Annotated in this window: 14 protein-coding genes; 2 read left to right on the top strand and 12 right to left on the bottom strand. The window is 71.4% G+C overall.

Annotated elements, in window-relative coordinates; genetic code table 11:
* Window positions 1-11: 11 nt before the first annotated feature.
* The 4 genes from J4E96_RS03665 to J4E96_RS03650 all read right to left on the bottom strand — a co-directional run bounded on the left by J4E96_RS03665 (window position 12) and on the right by J4E96_RS03650 (window position 6,625).
* Window positions 12-2,240 carry a putative bifunctional diguanylate cyclase/phosphodiesterase gene (locus J4E96_RS03665; protein ID WP_227424437.1) on the bottom strand — a complete coding sequence of 743 codons (2,229 nt, stop codon included), beginning with the start codon at window positions 2,238-2,240 and terminating at the stop codon, window positions 12-14.
* Window positions 2,237-2,635 carry a response regulator gene (locus tag J4E96_RS03660; protein ID WP_227424436.1) on the bottom strand — a complete coding sequence of 133 codons (399 nt, stop codon included), beginning with the start codon at window positions 2,633-2,635 and terminating at the stop codon, window positions 2,237-2,239. The genes J4E96_RS03665 and J4E96_RS03660 overlap by 4 nt, the downstream gene beginning before the upstream one ends.
* Window positions 2,620-5,517, bottom strand: coding sequence for a PAS domain-containing hybrid sensor histidine kinase/response regulator (locus tag J4E96_RS03655; RefSeq protein ID WP_227424435.1), 2,898 nt, complete (start codon window positions 5,515-5,517; stop codon window positions 2,620-2,622). Before J4E96_RS03655 ends, J4E96_RS03660 begins: the two co-directional genes overlap by 16 nt.
* A 316-nt stretch (window positions 5,518-5,833) precedes the next feature.
* Window positions 5,834-6,625, bottom strand: a complete 792-nt coding sequence (locus J4E96_RS03650; RefSeq protein ID WP_227424434.1) for a class I SAM-dependent methyltransferase — start codon at window positions 6,623-6,625, stop codon at window positions 5,834-5,836.
* Between the two features lie 247 nt (window positions 6,626-6,872).
* Here J4E96_RS03650 and J4E96_RS03645 point away from each other — a divergent pair, with 247 nt between their 5' ends.
* Both J4E96_RS03645 and J4E96_RS03640 read left to right on the top strand, forming a co-directional pair.
* Window positions 6,873-7,256 (top strand): nitroreductase family deazaflavin-dependent oxidoreductase, encoded by a 384-nt coding sequence (locus tag J4E96_RS03645; protein WP_227424433.1) that lies wholly within the window; start codon window positions 6,873-6,875, stop codon window positions 7,254-7,256.
* Window positions 7,257-7,359: 103 nt separating this feature from the next.
* Window positions 7,360-7,854: a DUF4262 domain-containing protein gene (locus J4E96_RS03640; protein WP_227424432.1), complete on the top strand. Its 495-nt coding sequence runs from the start codon at window positions 7,360-7,362 to the stop codon at window positions 7,852-7,854.
* Window positions 7,855-7,873: 19 nt separating this feature from the next.
* Here the strand turns inward: J4E96_RS03640 and J4E96_RS03635 are convergent, their stop codons facing one another.
* The 8 genes from J4E96_RS03635 to J4E96_RS03600 form a co-directional block, all read right to left on the bottom strand.
* Window positions 7,874-8,911 carry a LacI family DNA-binding transcriptional regulator gene (locus tag J4E96_RS03635; RefSeq protein ID WP_227424431.1) on the bottom strand — a complete coding sequence of 346 codons (1,038 nt, stop codon included), beginning with the start codon at window positions 8,909-8,911 and terminating at the stop codon, window positions 7,874-7,876.
* Between the two features lie 85 nt (window positions 8,912-8,996).
* Window positions 8,997-9,638 carry a class II aldolase/adducin family protein gene (locus tag J4E96_RS03630; RefSeq protein WP_227424430.1) on the bottom strand — a complete coding sequence of 214 codons (642 nt, stop codon included), beginning with the start codon at window positions 9,636-9,638 and terminating at the stop codon, window positions 8,997-8,999.
* Between the two features lie 57 nt (window positions 9,639-9,695).
* Complete coding sequence (locus J4E96_RS03625; RefSeq protein WP_227424429.1) at window positions 9,696-11,234, bottom strand: rhamnulokinase; 1,539 nt, start codon at window positions 11,232-11,234, stop codon at window positions 9,696-9,698.
* A 4-nt stretch (window positions 11,235-11,238) separates the two neighbouring features.
* Window positions 11,239-12,444, bottom strand: a complete 1,206-nt coding sequence (gene rhaI, locus J4E96_RS03620; RefSeq protein WP_227424428.1) for an L-rhamnose isomerase — start codon at window positions 12,442-12,444, stop codon at window positions 11,239-11,241.
* A gap of 61 nt (window positions 12,445-12,505) precedes the next feature.
* Window positions 12,506-13,375 (bottom strand): fumarylacetoacetate hydrolase family protein, encoded by an 870-nt coding sequence (locus J4E96_RS03615; RefSeq protein WP_227424427.1) that lies wholly within the window; start codon window positions 13,373-13,375, stop codon window positions 12,506-12,508.
* Window positions 13,376-13,434: 59 nt separating this feature from the next.
* Window positions 13,435-14,580, bottom strand: coding sequence for a beta-galactosidase BglB (bglB, locus tag J4E96_RS03610; protein WP_227424426.1), 1,146 nt, complete (start codon window positions 14,578-14,580; stop codon window positions 13,435-13,437).
* Window positions 14,577-15,926, bottom strand: a complete 1,350-nt coding sequence (locus J4E96_RS03605; protein WP_227424425.1) for an MFS transporter — start codon at window positions 15,924-15,926, stop codon at window positions 14,577-14,579. The genes bglB and J4E96_RS03605 overlap by 4 nt, the downstream gene beginning before the upstream one ends.
* Before the next feature lie 120 nt (window positions 15,927-16,046).
* Window positions 16,047-16,433 (bottom strand): L-rhamnose mutarotase, encoded by a 387-nt coding sequence (locus J4E96_RS03600; protein WP_227424424.1) that lies wholly within the window; start codon window positions 16,431-16,433, stop codon window positions 16,047-16,049.
* Window positions 16,434-16,655 lie beyond the last annotated feature (222 nt).

Genomic DNA, 16,655 nt, shown 5'->3' with positions numbered 1-16,655 from the left:
CGTCGGAGGCCTCAGCCCCGGCCGGCCGCGAGCGCCCAGCGGGCGTCCGCGTCCGCGAGGGTGGGGCGGGCCAGCAGCAGGCGCTCGGTCTCCCGGACGGGCAGCGGCGGGCTGAAGTAGTAACCCTGCATCTGGTCGCACTCGTGGCGGCGCAGGTACTGCAGCTGCGCGGCGGTCTCGACCCCCTCCGCGACGACCTCGAGCTCGAGGCTGTGCCCCAGGCGCAGGATGGCGAGCGTGATGGCGTCGCCGTCGGAGCTGCGGGCGACCTCCCGGATGAAGCTCCGGTCGATCTTGAGCTTGTCGATCGGGAACCGGCGCAGGTACGCGAGGCTGGAGTAGCCCGTGCCGAAGTCGTCGATGGACAGCTGCACGCCGGCGTCCTTCAGGTGCGTCAGGGTCGCGATCGTGGCCTCGGTGCTCGTCATCAGCGAGCTCTCGGTGAGCTCGAGCTCGAGCGCGCCGAGCGGGGTGTGGTGATTCGCGAGCGCGCCGAGCACGTCGCGCTCGAGGTCGCCCGTGACGAACTGGCGGGGCGAGACATTGACCGAGACGTGGCCGGGGTCGATCCCGCGGGCGCTCCAGTCGCTGATCTGCTCGCAGGCCGCCGCGATCACCCAGCGGCCGACCTCCGTGATCAGCCCCGACTCCTCCAGGGCGGGGATGAAGTCGTTCGGCGGGACGAGGCCGTGGCCGGGCCGGTTCCAGCGCACCAGCGCCTCGAAGCCGACGACGTGCCCGCCCGCGAGCTGCACCTTCGGCTGGTAGTGCAGGACGAACTCGCCGCGGGTGACGGCGTTGCGCAGCGCGGAGTCGAGCTCGAGGCGGCGGCGCACCTGGAGGTTCATCGCGGGCGTGAAGAATCGGAAGGCGTTGCGCCCGGCCTGCTTCGCCTGGTACATCGCGGTGTCCGCATACTTGATGAGCGTCTCCGGGTCGGTCGCGTCGTCCGGGTGCAGCGTGATGCCGATGCTGGCGGTCATGGCGACGTCGCGGCCGTCGAGGTGGAACGGCTCGCGCAGGACGGCGTGGATCTGCGCCGCCACGATGGCCGCGTCGCGTTCGCCCTCCTCGTCCTGCACGGGGGTCGGGTCGGGGGGACGGTCCTTGAGTAGGAGGATCACCGCGAACTCGTCCCCGCCGAGGCGGCCGACGGTGTCCCGGATCCGGACGCAGTTGAGCAGCCTCTCGCTCACCTGGACCAGGAGCTGGTCGCCGACCGCGTGGCCGTAGGTGTCGTTCACGTTCTTGAAGTGATCGAGGTCCAGGAACAGCACAGCGACCGTCGCGGACCTGGCCGTGGCCTGGGTCAGGGTCTTCGCGAGCGTGTCGTAGAACAGCGAGCGGTTGGGCAGGCCCGTCAGCGTGTCGTAGTGCGCGAGGCGGTGCAGCCGGGTCTGCGCCTCCGTGCGCTCGGTGATGTCGCGTAGCACGGACACGATGAGCCAGTCGGCACCCGACTGCTGGGTGTGCCGGTGCACCTCGACAGGGAGCATCGACCCGTCCTTGGTGCGGACGGCCTCGGTCGACTCCATCGGCCGCCCGGCGGCCGTGATCGTGTCGAACAGCGTCTCGAGCTGGCCGCGCGAGCCCTCCGCGAGGTCCATCGGCCCGAGCGTCAGCAGCTCGTCGCGGGTATAGCCGAGTAGCGCCGAGGCGGTGGCGTTGACCTCGACGAACAGCATCGAGGCGCGGCTGATGAGCAGGATCGCGTCCCCGGTCGCGTCCATCGCCGACCGGAAGCGCTGCAGCTCGGCCGTGCGCGCCTGGACCTCGGCCTCGAGGGTCGCGCGGTGCCCCTCGACCAGGTCGGCGAGCTCCTTGAGCCGCAGGAGGTTGCGCACCCGCAGCCACAGCTCGGTCTGGTCGATGGGTTTGGTGAGGAACTCCTCGGCGCCGGCCTCGAGCGCCGCGAGTAGCGCCTCCCGGTCGGTCTGGGCCGTCACGATGATGATCGGGATGGTCCGGGTGGCAGGGTCCGCCTTGAGCAGGCGCGCGACCTCCCGGCCGTCCAGCCCCGGCATCATGATGTCGAGCAGGATGAGGTCGGGCGGGTCGGCCGCGACGAGCTTGAGCGCCGCCTCGCCGCTCGCGGCGACGCTCGTCGCATAGCCCTCGGGCCCGAGCAGGGCCTCCAGGAGCCGGCAGTTGCTCTCGTCGTCGTCGACGATCAGGATCGCGGCCGGCCCCTTGCGTTCCGGCGTCGCCGTCTCCTCCGCCGTCGCCTCCGGCCCCGTCATCGCGAGCCCCCGCGAGCGGGCGTCGTCGGCGGCACGGGCAGGAGGCGGCCGACGACGGCGTAGAGCTCCTGGTAGCGCAGCGGCTTCACGATGTAGGCGTCGCAGCCGGCGGCCTGGCTGCGCTCCTCGTCCGCCTTCATCGCGAGCGCGCTGAGCGCGATGATCGGGATCGCGGCCGTCTGCGGGTCCGTCTTCAGCAGGGTCGTCGCGGTCAGGCCGTCCATGCCGGGCAGCTGGACGTCCATGAGGATCAGGTCCGGCTGCTCGCTCCGGGCGAGCTTGAGCCCCGTCTCGGCGTCGACGGCAGGCAGCACGGTATGGCCGGCATGGTTGAGCAGCAGCGACGTCAGCGTCATGTTCGCGGCGTTGTCTTCGACGACTAGGACGGTGGCCACGGGTCGAACTCCTTCGTACGACGCAGGGATCGCCGGAGCTCGGCGACGAAGTCGGCCCGGCTGAAGTCCGCGGTCGCGGTGATGCGGGCGCCGGTGCCCTGAACCAGGTGGAGCGCCAGCCGGTCCTGCGGCGTGACGATCTTCGAGGTGACGACCAGGATCGGGATCGTGGCGGTCGTCAGGTCGGACTTGAGCGAATGGACGACGTCGAAGCCGTCGAGGTCGGGCATCATCAGGTCGAGCACCACCAGGTCGGGCCGCAGCTGCTTGGCCAGCACGATGGCCTCGATCCCGCCGTAGGCGCGCACGGTCGCGCAGGCGGGCATCGGGAGGTACGCGGCGATGAGCTCGACGGCCTGGGGGTCGTCGTCGACGACGAGCACGGTCCGGGTCCGATCATCGTGCTCGTGGAAGCCCAGGCCGGCCAGCGCGTCCACGAGGTCGCCGCGGCTGACCGGCTTCTGCAGGATCGCCGCCGCGCCCGCGCTGACCGCGACCAGCTGGCCGGTGGACGTCCCCGAGATGATGACGATCGGCACCTGGCTCAGCGTCGAGTCCCGGCGGACCGCGGACATCACGGCCCAGCCGTCGCCCTGCGGGAGCTGGATGTCGACGAGGATGAGGTCCACGCCCTGCTGTGGCAACTGCACGAGCGCGTCGTCGGCCGAGATCGATCGCAGCACGCTGAAGCCCTCGGCCTCGAGGATGAGGCGGACCAGGTCGGCCGCGCCGTCGTCGTCCTCCACCACGAGCGCGACCTTCGTGGCGGCCCGCGCGCCCGGCGCCCGCTCGACGACGACGCCGACGCGCTCGACCGCGGCCGCATGCGGGTGCGCGCGCAGCGGGATCCACGTCGTGAACGCGGCCCCCTCGCCCTCCTTGCTGGCCACCGCGACGCTGCCGCCGAGCAGCTCGGTGATCTGCTTGACCATCGCCAGGCCCAGCCCGGTGCCCTCGAACTTGCGCGCCAGGCCGGAGTCGATCTGGGTGAACGGCTCGAACAGCTTGGCCAGGTTCGCCTCGGAGATGCCGATCCCGTCGTCCGTGACGCAGATCTCGAGGAAGTCCCTGAACTCGTTGTCGGCGAGCTCGAAGCCGCGCACCGGCCACGGGCCCGCCGAGGCCCCGACCAGCCGGCGGGGAACGTGCCGGGCGCGCAGGGACACGAGCCCGTGCTCGTCGCTGAACTTCACGGCATTCGAGAGCAGGTTGTAGACGACCTGCTTGGTCTTGCGCACGTCGAGCTCCCAGATGCCCAGGTCGTCGGCCAGGACGAGGTCGAGCTCGATCTGGCGCTCGGCGGCCTTCTCCCGCACGATGGACATCGAGCTCGCCATCAGAACCGCGACGTCGGCCGACTCGAGCTCGAGATCCATCATCCCCGCCTCGACCTTGGACAGATCGAGGATGTCGTTGATGAGCGCGAGCAGGTGCTGACCGCTCGCGAAGATGTAGCCGACATACTCGCGCTGGCTCTCGCTCAGCTCGCCGACGATGCCGTCCTTGAGCACCTCGGAGAAGCCGATCACCGAGTTGAGCGGCGTGCGGAGCTCGTGCGACATCGTCGCAAGGAACTCGGACTTCATGCGGCTCGCGTGCTCGAGCTCGACGTTCTTCTCGAGCAGCGCACGCTCGATGCGCCGCCGGTCCGTGACGTCGCGCGCGGCCGCGAACACGCCCTGCAGCCTGTGGTCGCGGTCGTGGAACGTCGCCGCGTTGTACGACACGTAGGTCTCCGCGCCGTCGCGGGCCCGCACCGTCAGCTCGTAGTCGCTCACCTTGTGCTCGGTCAGGACGCGCTCGATCGCGGCGTCGGCACGGACCGGGTCCGTGAAGTAGGTCCGGCACGGCGTGCCGACGAGCTCGCCGCGCAGACGGCCGGTCAGGGCGATCATCTGCTGGTTGACGTCGGTGATGATGCCCGCCGGGTCGGTCGTCATCAGGGCGTCGATGTTCGACTCGATCAGGGACCGCGTGTAGAACTGCTGGTCCCGCAGCTGCTGGTCGAGCAGCGCCTGCGCTGCCTCGACCTCCTTGCCGGCGGTGTTGTCGGTGCCGATCAGGAGGTACCCGATGATCGCGCCGTCGGGGTCGCTCAGCGCGGTCACCGACACGATCGCCGGGAACCGGCTGCCGTCCTTGCGCACGTACGTCAGCTCGTAGATGTCCTCGATCCCGCGCTTGGCCTTAAACACCAGCGCCTCGAACCCCGGCGCGATCGGCGTGTCCAGCTCCGCGCTCAGCTCCGCCGCCCGGCTGATCAGCTCCTGCGGGTCCGAGATGTCGGCCGGCGTGATCTTGTCCACCACGTCGGCCGCCGCGTACCCCAGCATCCGCTCGGCCCCGACGTTGAAGATCTGGATCACGCCGCGCTCGTCCGTCGCCATCTGCCAGAAGTACGCGCTCGTGAAGATCGCGTCCGACAGCGCCGCGCGCGCCTTGCCGGCGGTGTTGTCGGTGCCGATCAGGAGGTACCCGATGATCGCGCCGTCGGGGTCGCTCAGCGCGGTCACCGACACGATCGCCGGGAACCGGCTGCCGTCCTTGCGCACGTACGTCAGCTCGTAGATGTCCTCGATCCCGCGCTTGGCCTTGAACACCAGCGCTTCGAACCCCGGCGCGATCGGCGTGTCCAGCTCCGCGCTCAGCTCCGCCGCCCGGCTGATCAGCTCCGGCGGGTCCGAGATGTCGGCCGGCGTGATCTTGTCCACCACGTCGGCCGCCGCGTACCCCAGCATCCGCTCGGCCCCGACGTTGAAGATCTGGATCACGCCGCGCTCGTCCGTCGCCATCTGCCAGAAGTACGCGCTGGTGAAGATCGCGTCCGTCAGGGCGGTGCGCGCCTCGGCCGTCTCGGTCGCGACCTCGTCGTTCCTCGGCACGCGTGCGCCTCCTCGACCACAGGTGCATACCCGTTGCAACCGCGAAGCCTGCAACGTGCGCGATCTCGCGGCGAACCGCCGAGCGCTGTCGCCCGCCGCGCCGACGCGACGGCGACGAAATACCTCGGAGCACACCATTTGGTGTGATTGTCCAAGGCTATCTCCCGGCGCCGCGCCTGCCAAGAACAATGCCGAGCACATTTCAGTCGCCCGATTTGTCGCGTTTATTGTGGTCGCTTCCGAGAAAAGCGAGTCGGGGGAAATGGGGTCGGCGAGCGACGCCGTCGGCGGCGGGTCGACGGCCGCCACCCTGCGGCTACCTCTCGCGCCGCCGCCGGGCGATGCGCACCTCGTACAGGTAGCGCTTGGTGATCGTCCCGCCGTAGGAGCGGTCGATGAGCTCGCCGACGCACCCGAGCAGGCCCGACCGCCGCTCCGGCGGTAGGGCCCGGTGCCCCGAGTAGGTCAGCAGCACGTCGAGGTAGGCGGCCGTCGAGTACGCGACGTCCTGCGTGTACCGGCGGCGGGACCCGGGCAGGAACAGCGGCGACTCGTCGACCTCGTCCAGCTCCGCCGGGAGCGCGTCCGGCGGCTCGAGCCGGAGGCCGAGCGGGGTGGCCGGGTCCCACCGCTCGTAGCACTCCTGCACCTCGGCGAAGAAGTCCACGGTGCCGCCCGCGACGTGCGACGTCGTGACCGTGACGAGCGCCCCGCCCGGGCGGAGCGCCTCGGCGACCTTGCGCGCCCGCGCCGCGGGATCGAGCCAATGCCACGACGTGAACGCGACCACAGCGTCGAACGGCGGCGCCGGCGGATCCCACTCCTCGAACGCCCCGACCACGACGTCGACCTCTGCGAGGTCCGGCTTGCCCCGCAGCACCGCCGCGAGCCCGGGCGCGAGCTCGACCGCCACCACTCGCGCTCCGGCGGCGACCAGCGCGGCGGTCGCCTGGCCGGTGCCGGGGCCGATCTCCAGCACCCGGTCGCCCGGCCCGATCGCGCCGGCTCGCGCCAGGTCACGGACGAGGGCCGGCGGGTACCCGGGCCGGGCCCGGTCGTACCTGTCGGGATCCTCCCCGAACGTCCGCCGCAGCTCAGTGCTACCCATCCCCCGAGCATCTCGCACCCCCGCGCCGTCAGCGGAGCGCTCGAGCTCGCCTTTCGCGCCGAGTTCGTCCTTTCGCGGCGAGTTCGTCCGCCTGGGTGTACGACTTCGGCAGGAAATGACGACCTCGCGCCTGCGCGGTCCGGCGTCCCCCAGGCCGAGGTCTTGTGAGCGGGCGGTCACGGGTTCAGACTGCCGACGAAGGAACCAGTCAGCCGCGGGCCGTGCCCCACGATCAGGAGCGACCACCATGGACGAGGCCACTCGCGCCGCGCTCGCGCACAGCCAGATCATCGACCTGACGACCACCGGGCGGCGCACCGGCGAGCCGCGCCGGATCGAGATCTTCCTGCACAGCGTGGACGGCCGGCTGTTCATCTCGGGCACGCCGTACCCCGGCCACACGCGGGCATGGATCTACAACGTCGACGCCGACCCCCAGGTCATCGTGCACCTCAAGCGCACCGCCGTCGCCGACGTGCCCGCGAGCGCGCGGGTGGTCAGCGACCCGGCCGAGCGCCGCCCCCTGATCGAGTCCGCCGCGGCGACGTGGGACCGCACCGACGTCGACGTCATGCTCGCGCATAGCCCTCTGATCGAGCTCACGGTCGAGGGCTTCGGGCCGGGCCGCTGACGCCCCACCGTCGCCCGCTGTGGACGACCGGGTCTGTGGAGGGCCGCAGCGGGAGCGGGGCCTCGGGCCGTACGGTCGCGTCTCCAACGTCGAGGAGGCGGCCGTGGCGCACCAGGACAGCGACCCCCAGATGACCGCCTGGCTCGACCAGCACGCGCAGCTGGTCGCCGACCAGATCCGCGTGCACGGCGTGCACATCTCGTACGTGTTCGGCGATCCTCAGCTCGAGCAGACCTCGATCGCGTACACCGTCGGGCTGTTCGGCATCGGCCATCCCGAGCTCCTGGCGGTCGGGCTCGACCCGGACACGGCGATGTCGCTACTCAACGACGTGGCGAAACGGGTGCGCGGGGGCCGCCAGCTCGTCGTCGGGGAGCTGCTGACCTTCGACGCGTGGGGCCACCGCGTCGTCGTCGAGGAGTCGCCAAACCCCGGCGAGATCGTCTTCACCGCGAACTCGCACTACCAGCGGCCGCCGCAGGCGTCGGTCGCTGTGCTGCAGCTGACCTACGACGACCTCGGCGGGCGCTTCCCCTGGGACGAGGCCTACGCCGTCGACCCCTGGATCCAGCCGCGGCCCGGCACCTTCACCGCATGAGCACCAGCGCCGACGCCGGTCAGCCGGCCGCGAGGCTCGACTCGCGGACCACCAGCTCGGGCTGGAAGACGACCTGCTCGGGCACGACGCCGGCGTCGCCGCCCGCCAGCAGCAGGTCGGCCGCGCGGTAGCCGAGCTCGTGCTTCGGCCGGCGCACGGAGGTCAGCGGCGTGGCGAGCTCGCTCGCGACGTCGATGTCGTCGTAGCCGACGAGCGCGATCCGGTGCAGGAAGTCCGCGCCGCCGGTGTGGCGCAGCGCGCGCTGGACCCCGATCGCGACGAGGTCGTTGACGCACATGACGGCGGACGGGGGTGCGCCGTCGACGCCGTCGAGCAGGTGGCGGATCGCGGCGTCGCCGCCCGCGGCGTTGAGCGTCGGCAGCTCGACCTCGCGCAGCGCGATGTCGGGGTCGAGGCCGGCCGCCGCGACGGCGCGGCGCACCCCCGCGGACCGGTCCCGGCACTGCCGGACGGCGTGCGGACCGTTGAGGAAGGTGAGGCGATCGTGCCCGAGCGAGAGCAGGTGCCCGGCCGCCATCGCGCCGCCGGCCTCGTCGTCGACCGAGACCGACGCGATGGCCGGGGTCGGCGACGCGGAGTCCATCAGGACCACGCGCATCCCGCGCGCCATCGCCGCGAGCAGGTGCGTGACGTCGGGCGTGGTGGCCACGACGAGGAGGCCGACGACGCCGTGCTCCTCGAACAGCCGCACGTACCGGGACTCCCGCTCCGGGTCGTCGTCGGTGCTGGCCAGCATCAGGGTGTGGTCGTCGAGCGCGAGGCGGTCCTCGATGCCGCGCGCGACCTCGGTGAAGAACGGGTTGGCGATGTCCAGCAGCAGGGCGCCGACGGTCGTGATGGTGCCGACGCGCAGCCGGCGCGCAGTGCCGTTGGGCACGAAGGAGAGGTCGTCGATCGCCGCGCGCACCCGCTCGCGGGTGGCAGGCGCGACCACCTCGGGGCGGTTGAGCACGTTCGAGACCGTGCCGACCGCGACGTGCGCCCGCTTCGCGACGTCGCTGATGGAGGCGCGGCGCGAACCGGGGACGACAGTCACGAGGGGATCGTTTCACACCGCGCCCGGGATGCGGTCCGGCCGCACCCCGGGCGCTCGTGGCCCGGGCACTGGTGGTCCGCTGGCGTCAGGGCAGACGGGCGCCGTCGGGGATCACGATGTCGGCCAGGCGCAGGATGTTCGGCGTCCCGATGGCCATCGCGCCGGCCAGGACCTGCGCGTTCGCCTCCACGGCGACCGCGACCTTGAACGCGCCGGCGAGGTCGGCGCCGACCGACAGCAGGCCGTGGTTGCCCCACACGACGGCGTTGACGTCGGCGCCCATCGTCGCGGCGCTGCGCGCGCCGAACTCGGCGTTGGTCGAGAACTCGAACGGCATGATCGGCACCGGGCCCTTGGCGTACAGGACCATGTTGAGCAGCACGGGATCGATGGTCTTGCCTACGGCGCCGAACACGTTCACGTACGGCGACTCGGTGTGCACGATCGCGTTGACGTCGGGCCGGGCCCGGTAGTGCGCCAGGTGCACGTCTGTCTCCGTGGACGGGAACAGGTCGCCCTCGACGACGACGCCGTCGTAGCCGATGACCACCATCTCGTCGGGCGTGAGCACGTCGTAGCGCACCCCGGAGGGCGTGATGACGATGGCCTCGTGCTCGGGCAGCCGGACGGAGATGTTGCCCTGGGTGTTGAAGTTCAGCCCGGTGCGCACCGACTCCAGGCACCAGTACAGGATCTCCTCGCGCAGCTGCGTGCTTGCTCTGCTCATGTCAGTTTCTCTTTTCCGAGTGGTGGTGCGATGTGGATGAGGGGGTGGGCGCGGGCGTCAGGGGCTCGCGCGGAGCGCGCCGCGGAGCCGGTCGGCCGCGTCGGCCCACACGTGCGGGTCGCCGCCGGGCAGGTGGGTGCGCAGGGGCTGGGTCGCGGCCAGCAGCCCCCGCAGCTCGGGCAGGCCGCCGACGACGGCGCCGAGCGCGCGGGCTTGAACGAGCGCGTTGCCGAGGGCGGCCGCCTCGGTCGGTCCGGCGACGACGGGGAGCTCGCACGCGTCGGCGGTGAGCTGGCACAGGAGCGCGTTCTGCGAGCCGCCGCCGACGACGTGCACGACGCGTACTTCGCGGCCCGACAGCTCGGCCAGGAGCGCGATCGAGCGCCGGTAGGCGAGCGCGAGGCTGTCGAGGATGCAGCGGACCACCTGCGCGGGGGTCTGCGGCGTCGGCCCGTGCTCGCCGGCGCACCGCGCGATACGCGCGGGCATGTCGCCGGGGGCGAGGAAGCGCTCGTCGTCGGCGTCGACGAGCCACGTCGCGATGGGCTCGGCCGCGGCGCGGCGCAGGAGCTCGTCCAGCCCCACGGGCTCGCCGTCGCCCGCGGGCTCGCCGTCGCCCGCGACCTCGCCGTCGCCCGCGACCTCGCCGCCGCCCGACGCCCAGTGCCGCTGGCACTCCTGCAGCATCCACAAGCCCATGGTGTTGCGCAGGTACCGCACGGTCCCGTCGACCCCGAGCTCGTTGGTGGCGTTCGCCGCGCGGCTCGCCGCCGTCAGCACGGGCGCGTCGAGCTCGAGGCCCACGAGCGACCACGTGCCGCACGAGATGTAGGCGAAGTCGGAGCCGCGGGCAGGCACCCCGACGACCGCCGACGCCGTGTCGTGCGACCCGACGGCGACGACCGGGGTACCGGCGTCGAGCCCGACCCGCGCCGCGACGTCGGCCAGCACCGGGCCGATGACCGTGCCCGGCTCGACGGCGACGGGGAACAGGTCCGGCGGCAGGCCCAGGTGCGCGATGAGCGCGGGGTCCCACGCCCGGCGGGTCGCGTCGAACAGCTGCGTCGTCGACGCGTTGGTCACCTCGGCCGACTCCACGCCCGTGAGCCAGTAGGCCAGCAGGTCGGGGATCATCAGCAGCCGCCGCGCCGCGGCGAGCTGGGCCGAGCCGCGGGCCGCGGCGAGCTGGCCGAGGGTGTTGAAGCGCTGCTCCTGCAGCCCCGTCGTCCGGTACACCGCCGCCGCGTCGAGCTCGGTGCCGAGCTGCGCGAGCACCCCGAGCGTGCGGTCGTCGCGGTAGTGCACCGGGTTGCCGAGCAGGCGGCCGTCGGCGTCGAGCAGGCCGTAGTCGACGGCCCAGGAGTCGATCGCGATCGCGTCGACGGGCCCGTGGCGGCGCGCCAGGCGCAGTCCGTGCTCGATGCCGCGCAGCAGGCGCAGGACGTCCCAGTGCAGCGTGCCGGCCACGATCACGGGCTCGTTCGGAAAACGGTGCTCCTCGACGGCCTCCAGGAGGCCGGGCCCGACGCGCACCGACACCACGCGCCCGCTCGAGGCGCCCAGGTCGATCGCGACGACGCGCGTCACGCGGGTCATCGGCTCACGCGCCCCAGCCGGCCTGGGTGCCGCCCACGCGCTCGGCGGCGACCTTCGCCACGTAGCCGCTCGCGGTGAAGGCCGCGATCGGGTCGGGCGCGAGGCCCTGCGCGGCGCGGATGTCCGCGAGCAGCGGGCGCACGTCCGTGTTGTAGGCGTCCATGAACAGCGAGTTCGCGCCGAGCACGTCGCCCGCGAGCTGGGCGGCCAGCAGGGCCTCGGCGTCGACGAGGAGCGCCTTGGCGGTGGCCTCCTGGATGTTCATGATCGACCGGATCTGGCCCTGGATCTTGGGCTCGATGTTGTGGTTCTGGTCGAGCATGAAGCTGACGCCGGAGTCGGCCGCGAGGGCCCCGTTCGAGGTGATCTCGTACATGATCCGGAACAGCTGGAACGGGTCCGCCGCCCCGACCATCATGTCGTCGTCGGCGTAGAACCGGGAGTTGAAGTCGAAGGCCCCGAGCCGCCCGGCGCGCAGCAGCTGCGCGACGATGAACTCGATGTTGGTGTTCGGGGCGTGGTGGCCGGTGTCGAGCACGACCATCGCGCGCTCCCCCAGCGCCAGGCAGTGCAGCAGGGACGTGCCCCAGTCGGGGATGTCCATCGTGTAGGTGTACGGCTCGAAGAACTTGTACTCGAGGATCAGGCGCTGGTCGGCGCCGAGGGCCGCGTAGATCTCGGCGAGGCTCTCCGCGAGGCGGTCCTGCCGGCCGCTGATGGAGTCCTGGCCGGGGTAGTTCGTGCCGTCCGGCAGCCAGATCTTCAGGTCGCGGGACCCGGTCGCGCGCATGATCTCGATGCACTCGAGGTGGTGGGCGACGGCCTTGGCCCGGATGCGCGGCGACGCGTGCGTCAGCGAGCCGAGCATGTAGTCGTCGTCCTGGAAGAGGTTGGAGTTGATGGCCCCGATCGAGACGCCCTGCTCCTTCGCGTGCCGCGCGAGGTCGTCGTAGTCCTCGACCTTGTCCCACGGGATGTGCAGCGACACCCGCGGCGCGATCCCCGTGTAGAGGTTGACCTGGCCGGCGTCGGCGAGCTTCTCGTACGGGTCGCGCGGCACCCCGGCGTGCGGGAAGACCTTGAAGCGGGTCCCCGAGTTGCCGAAGGCCCACGAGGGCACCTCGATCGTCTGGGCGCGCAGCGCGGCGACGACGTCGGCGCGGGCGTCCGCGCTGGCGCCGCCTCGGGCGGTGGTGTCGGTGGCAGTCATGCGGGTGGTGCTCCTTCGATCGAGGTGCGGGGTGCGCGCGAGGCGCGCTGGGCGGGGTGCGTCAGAGGCGCTCCGCCGAGACGAACGTGGTCGTGAGCTCGCCGAGCCCGGTCACCCGGACCGTCACGGTCTCCCCGTGGGTGAGCGGCAGGTGCAGCGCCTGGACCTCCGGCGCCCGGGCCGGGGTGCCGGTCGAGATGAGGTCGCCGGGGCGCAGCGTGATGATCTGGGAGAGGTAGTGCACGAGGAACGCGACGCCGTAGACCATCGCGTCGGTGCTGGCCCGCACGGTCACGACGCCCTCGCGCTCGACCTCCATCTGCCGGCCCGCGAGGTCCGGCACCTCGTCGGCCGTGACGATCCACGGGCCGAGCGGGCCGAAGCCGTCGATGCTCTTGCCGAGCGCCCACTGGCTCGCGCGGTTCTGCCAGCCGCGGTCGGACACGTCGTTGAACAGCGTGTACCCCGCGACGTGCGCCATCGCGTCGGCCTCGTCGACGTTCTTCGCGGTCGTACCGATGACGACGGCGATCTCGCCCTCGTAGTCCACCTCCGTCGCGGCGCGGGGCATCACGACCGGGGCGCCCGGGGCGCCGATCACGTTCGGCGTCTTGATGAAGACGTTCGGGTACGGCTCCTGCCCGAGCCCGGCCTCGGTGTGGCCCAGGTAGTTGTAGCCCAGGCACAGGATGATCGCCGGGCGCACCGGCGGCGCGAGCTGCACGTCGGCCAGCGGCGGCAGGTCGCCGACGTCGGCCCGCCCGGCCGCGGTCCGCGCGGCGGCGAGCGCGACGTCGTCGGCCAGGAGCTCGGCGAGCGTCGCGACGCCCGTGACCGCGACCAGGTCCAGCACCCGGTCGACGCCGTCGGGTCCGGCCACGACGGCGCCGGGCCGTTCGTCGCCGTCGAGGTCAACGCTGACGAGTCTCATGGGTGCTCCTTCAATCGGTTCGGTGGTCGCGCCAGCTGCCGGGCGCGGCGTCGTCGGGCTCAGTAGTACGTGCGCCGGTACTCCGCGAGGCACAGAATCGCCATCGCCTGCCCGTAGGGCATCGAGGTGCGGGGGATCGCCCGGTAGAAGTCCAGGTCCGGCCCCATCCCGGTGCCGAACGAGACCTGCTGCAGCTCGCCGTCGGCGGAGATGTTCGCGACGATCCCCTGGACCGCCTTCTCGGCCACCGGGGCGTACGCCGGGTCGAGGTAGCCCTTGCGGACGGCCTTGAGGATCCCGTAGGCGAACCCCGCCGTCGCGGACGCCTCGCAGTACGACTGCGGGTCGTCCAGGAGCGTGTGCCACAACCCGGTGTCGGCCTGCAGCGCGGCGAGGGCCGCGACGTGGGCGTCCAGGACCTCGATGAGGAACCGGCGCACCGGGTCGTGCTTCGGCAGGTCCACGAGCTCGAGGAAGTCGGGGATGACCATGGTCAGCCACGAGTTCCCGCGGGCCCAGCGGGCCTTGGCGAAGTTGTGGTTGCCCTCGAACGACCAGCCGTGGAACCACAGCCCCGTCTCGCGGTCCATCAGGTAGGCGACGTGGGTGAGGAACTGGAACGTCGCCTCCCGGACGTAGTCCGGCCGGTCGAGCAGCAGGCCGATCTTGGCCAGGGGCAGCACCGTCATCATCAGGGTGTCGTCCCACAGCTGGTGGTGGTTCTCCTCGGCCAGCGTGAGGTGCTGCATGCCGCCGTGCGGCGTGCGCGGCATCGCGCGCATCGCCCACTCGGCCCAGGAGTCGAGCCACGGCAGCAGCGACCGGTCGCCCGACTCCTCGTACCGGTAGGCCAGGGTCAGGAACGGCGCCATCGTGTTGACGTTCTTGGTGGTGCCCTCGGCCAGCCGCGCGGTGAACCAGGAGTCGACGATGTCCCGCATCGCGGCGTCGCCGGTCTGGTCGTAGTACTGCCAGATCCCGTACAGGCCGATGCCGTGGGTCCACTCCCAGCCCGACCAGCCCTTGGTGTCGATGACCCGGCCGTCGTCGAGCCGCAGGAGGAACTCCCCCGTCTCGTCAGTGATGGCGACCAGGTTGTCGGTCAGGCGGTGGACCAGCTCGTCGATCGCGTCGCGGGAGATGAACCGCTCCGGCGCCCGCAGCAGCGGGCTGTGCTTGACCGGCCACTGCTTCGGGATCGTCACGACCGGACCCGCTCGAGGTCCTCGAGCGAGGTGCCCTTGGTCTCGGCCGAGAGGTACGTGCACACGACCGCGACGAGGGCGATGCCGAAGGTCAGGGAGCCGATCACGAGCGGCACGTTTGTCGTCCCGGGAGGGGCGATCGCCGTGAAGATGCTCGGGAAGAAGGCCGCGATCATCAGGCCGACGTTCTGCGACACCGCGAAGCCCGTGACCCGGATGCGCATCGGGAACTGCTCCTGGTAGAAGGTCGCGAAGGTCGAGTTCCACATCTGGAAGAACACGCCCTGGATGACGACGACGAACGCGAACACGAGCGGCAGGCTGCCCTGGTCGATCGCCCACAGGTAGCCGCCCGCGAGCAGGCCGCCGCCGATGCCGCCGGTCATCATGAGGCTGCGCCGGCCGATCCGGTCGGAGAGCGCGCCGAACATCGGGATGGTCATCACGGCGACGACGTTGCCCACGAGCGTGACCCAGAGGAAGTCGCTCGTGCTGAAGCCGATGCCGTACCCGTCCTGCGTGGCGTAAGCGACGCCGAAGACGAGGGTCGCCATGCCGATCACGTTCGTGAGGGTCATGAGGATGCAGCGAACGAGGACCCACAGGTGGGTGTGCACGAGCTCGACGATCGGGAACCGGCGCTTGGCCTTGACCTCGTCGGACTGCGCGAGGAAGACCGGGGGCTCCTCGACGCGCTTGCGGATGACGTACCCGGCCAGGATGACGAAAGCGCTGAGCAGGAACGGGATGCGCCAGCCCCAGGACTGGAACTGCTCGTCGCTGAGGATCGCGGCCAGCGGGAGCATGAGGCCGGTGGCGAGGATCGAGCCGAACTGCGTGCCCTGCAGGCTGAAGCTCGCGAAGAAGCCGCGCCGGGCGTCGGGCGAGTGCTCGACGATCATCGCGCTGGCACCGCCGAGCTCGCCGGCGACGGCGAAGCCCTGGACCAGGCGCAGCATCACCAGCAGGATCGGCGCGAGCACGCCGACCTTGCCGTAGGTCGGCAGCAGGCCGACCAGGAAGGTCGCGGACCCCATCAGCAGCATCGCGAAGGTGAGGACGTTCTTGCGGCCGTGCCGGTCCCCCCACGCGCCGAGGACGATCGCGCCGATCGGGCGGGAGACGTAGCCGACGGCGTAGGTCGCGAGCGAGGCGATGATCGCGACCGTCGGGTTGCCCGACGGGAAGAAGACGGCGGGGAAGACGAGCGCGGCGGCCTGCGAGTACAGCGCGAAGTCGTAGTACTCGAGCGCACTGCCGATCCAGCCGCTCATCGCGGCCCGCTTCGGGTCGCGTTTGCCGACGGCGGCTTCGGGGCGGATCTCCCCAGATGTTGTCGTGCTCATGTCCTGATCTCCTTCGGCGCCAATGGCGAGGAAAACTCGTCCGGTAGGGACGTGCGGGTCGGGCGGTCGTGCGGGTCGTGCAGTCGTGGGGGTCTAGCGGGTCGTGCGGTCGGTGTCGGCCTAGGGCCGGTAGAAGTACTGCTCCAGCTGCTGCAGCGACGTGCCCGGCACGAAGTACCGCGCCATCGAGTCCTGCCACCGCCGGTTGACGTCCTCGAGCTCCATGCCGCCCAACGCGGCGTCGGGGTCGGCGGACTCGAAGTAGCCGACGACGAGGCCGTCGTCGGCTCGCAGGAAGAGCGAGTAGTTGCGCCAGCCGGTGCGGGACAGGGCCTCAAGCATCTCGGGCCACACGCGCTGGTGGTCCGCGACGTACTCGGCCAGCAGCTCGGGCCGGATCTGGAGCAGGAAGCATCGGCGTGCGGCTGCCGAGGCGTCCAGGGAGGTGCTCGCGGAGGTGACGGTCCACGGGGCGCCATCGTGCTGCGCGCTGAGGTCGGCGCCCATCGAGATTCTCCCTTGAATCGATTCAATCCGCTGGTGGACATTAGAGCACGGTCCCCGCGGTCCTGTCCACATGACCCGGCTGTCCTGGACGCGGCCGGCGCCGGGCGCCGGGCGCGACGATTCCGGCCAGGGCACTCGTCGGCACCTTCGAGGGCTCCATCAGTGCGAACTACCTGTGGGGCCGTTGCGGGATGTGTTCGTCGGCGCGCTGGTCGGCATCGC

The organism is Pengzhenrongella sicca, from assembly GCF_017569225.1.
GTDB lineage: Bacteria > Actinomycetota > Actinomycetes > Actinomycetales > Cellulomonadaceae > Pengzhenrongella > Pengzhenrongella sicca.
This window is presented reverse-complemented; position numbering and strand designations above follow the sequence as displayed.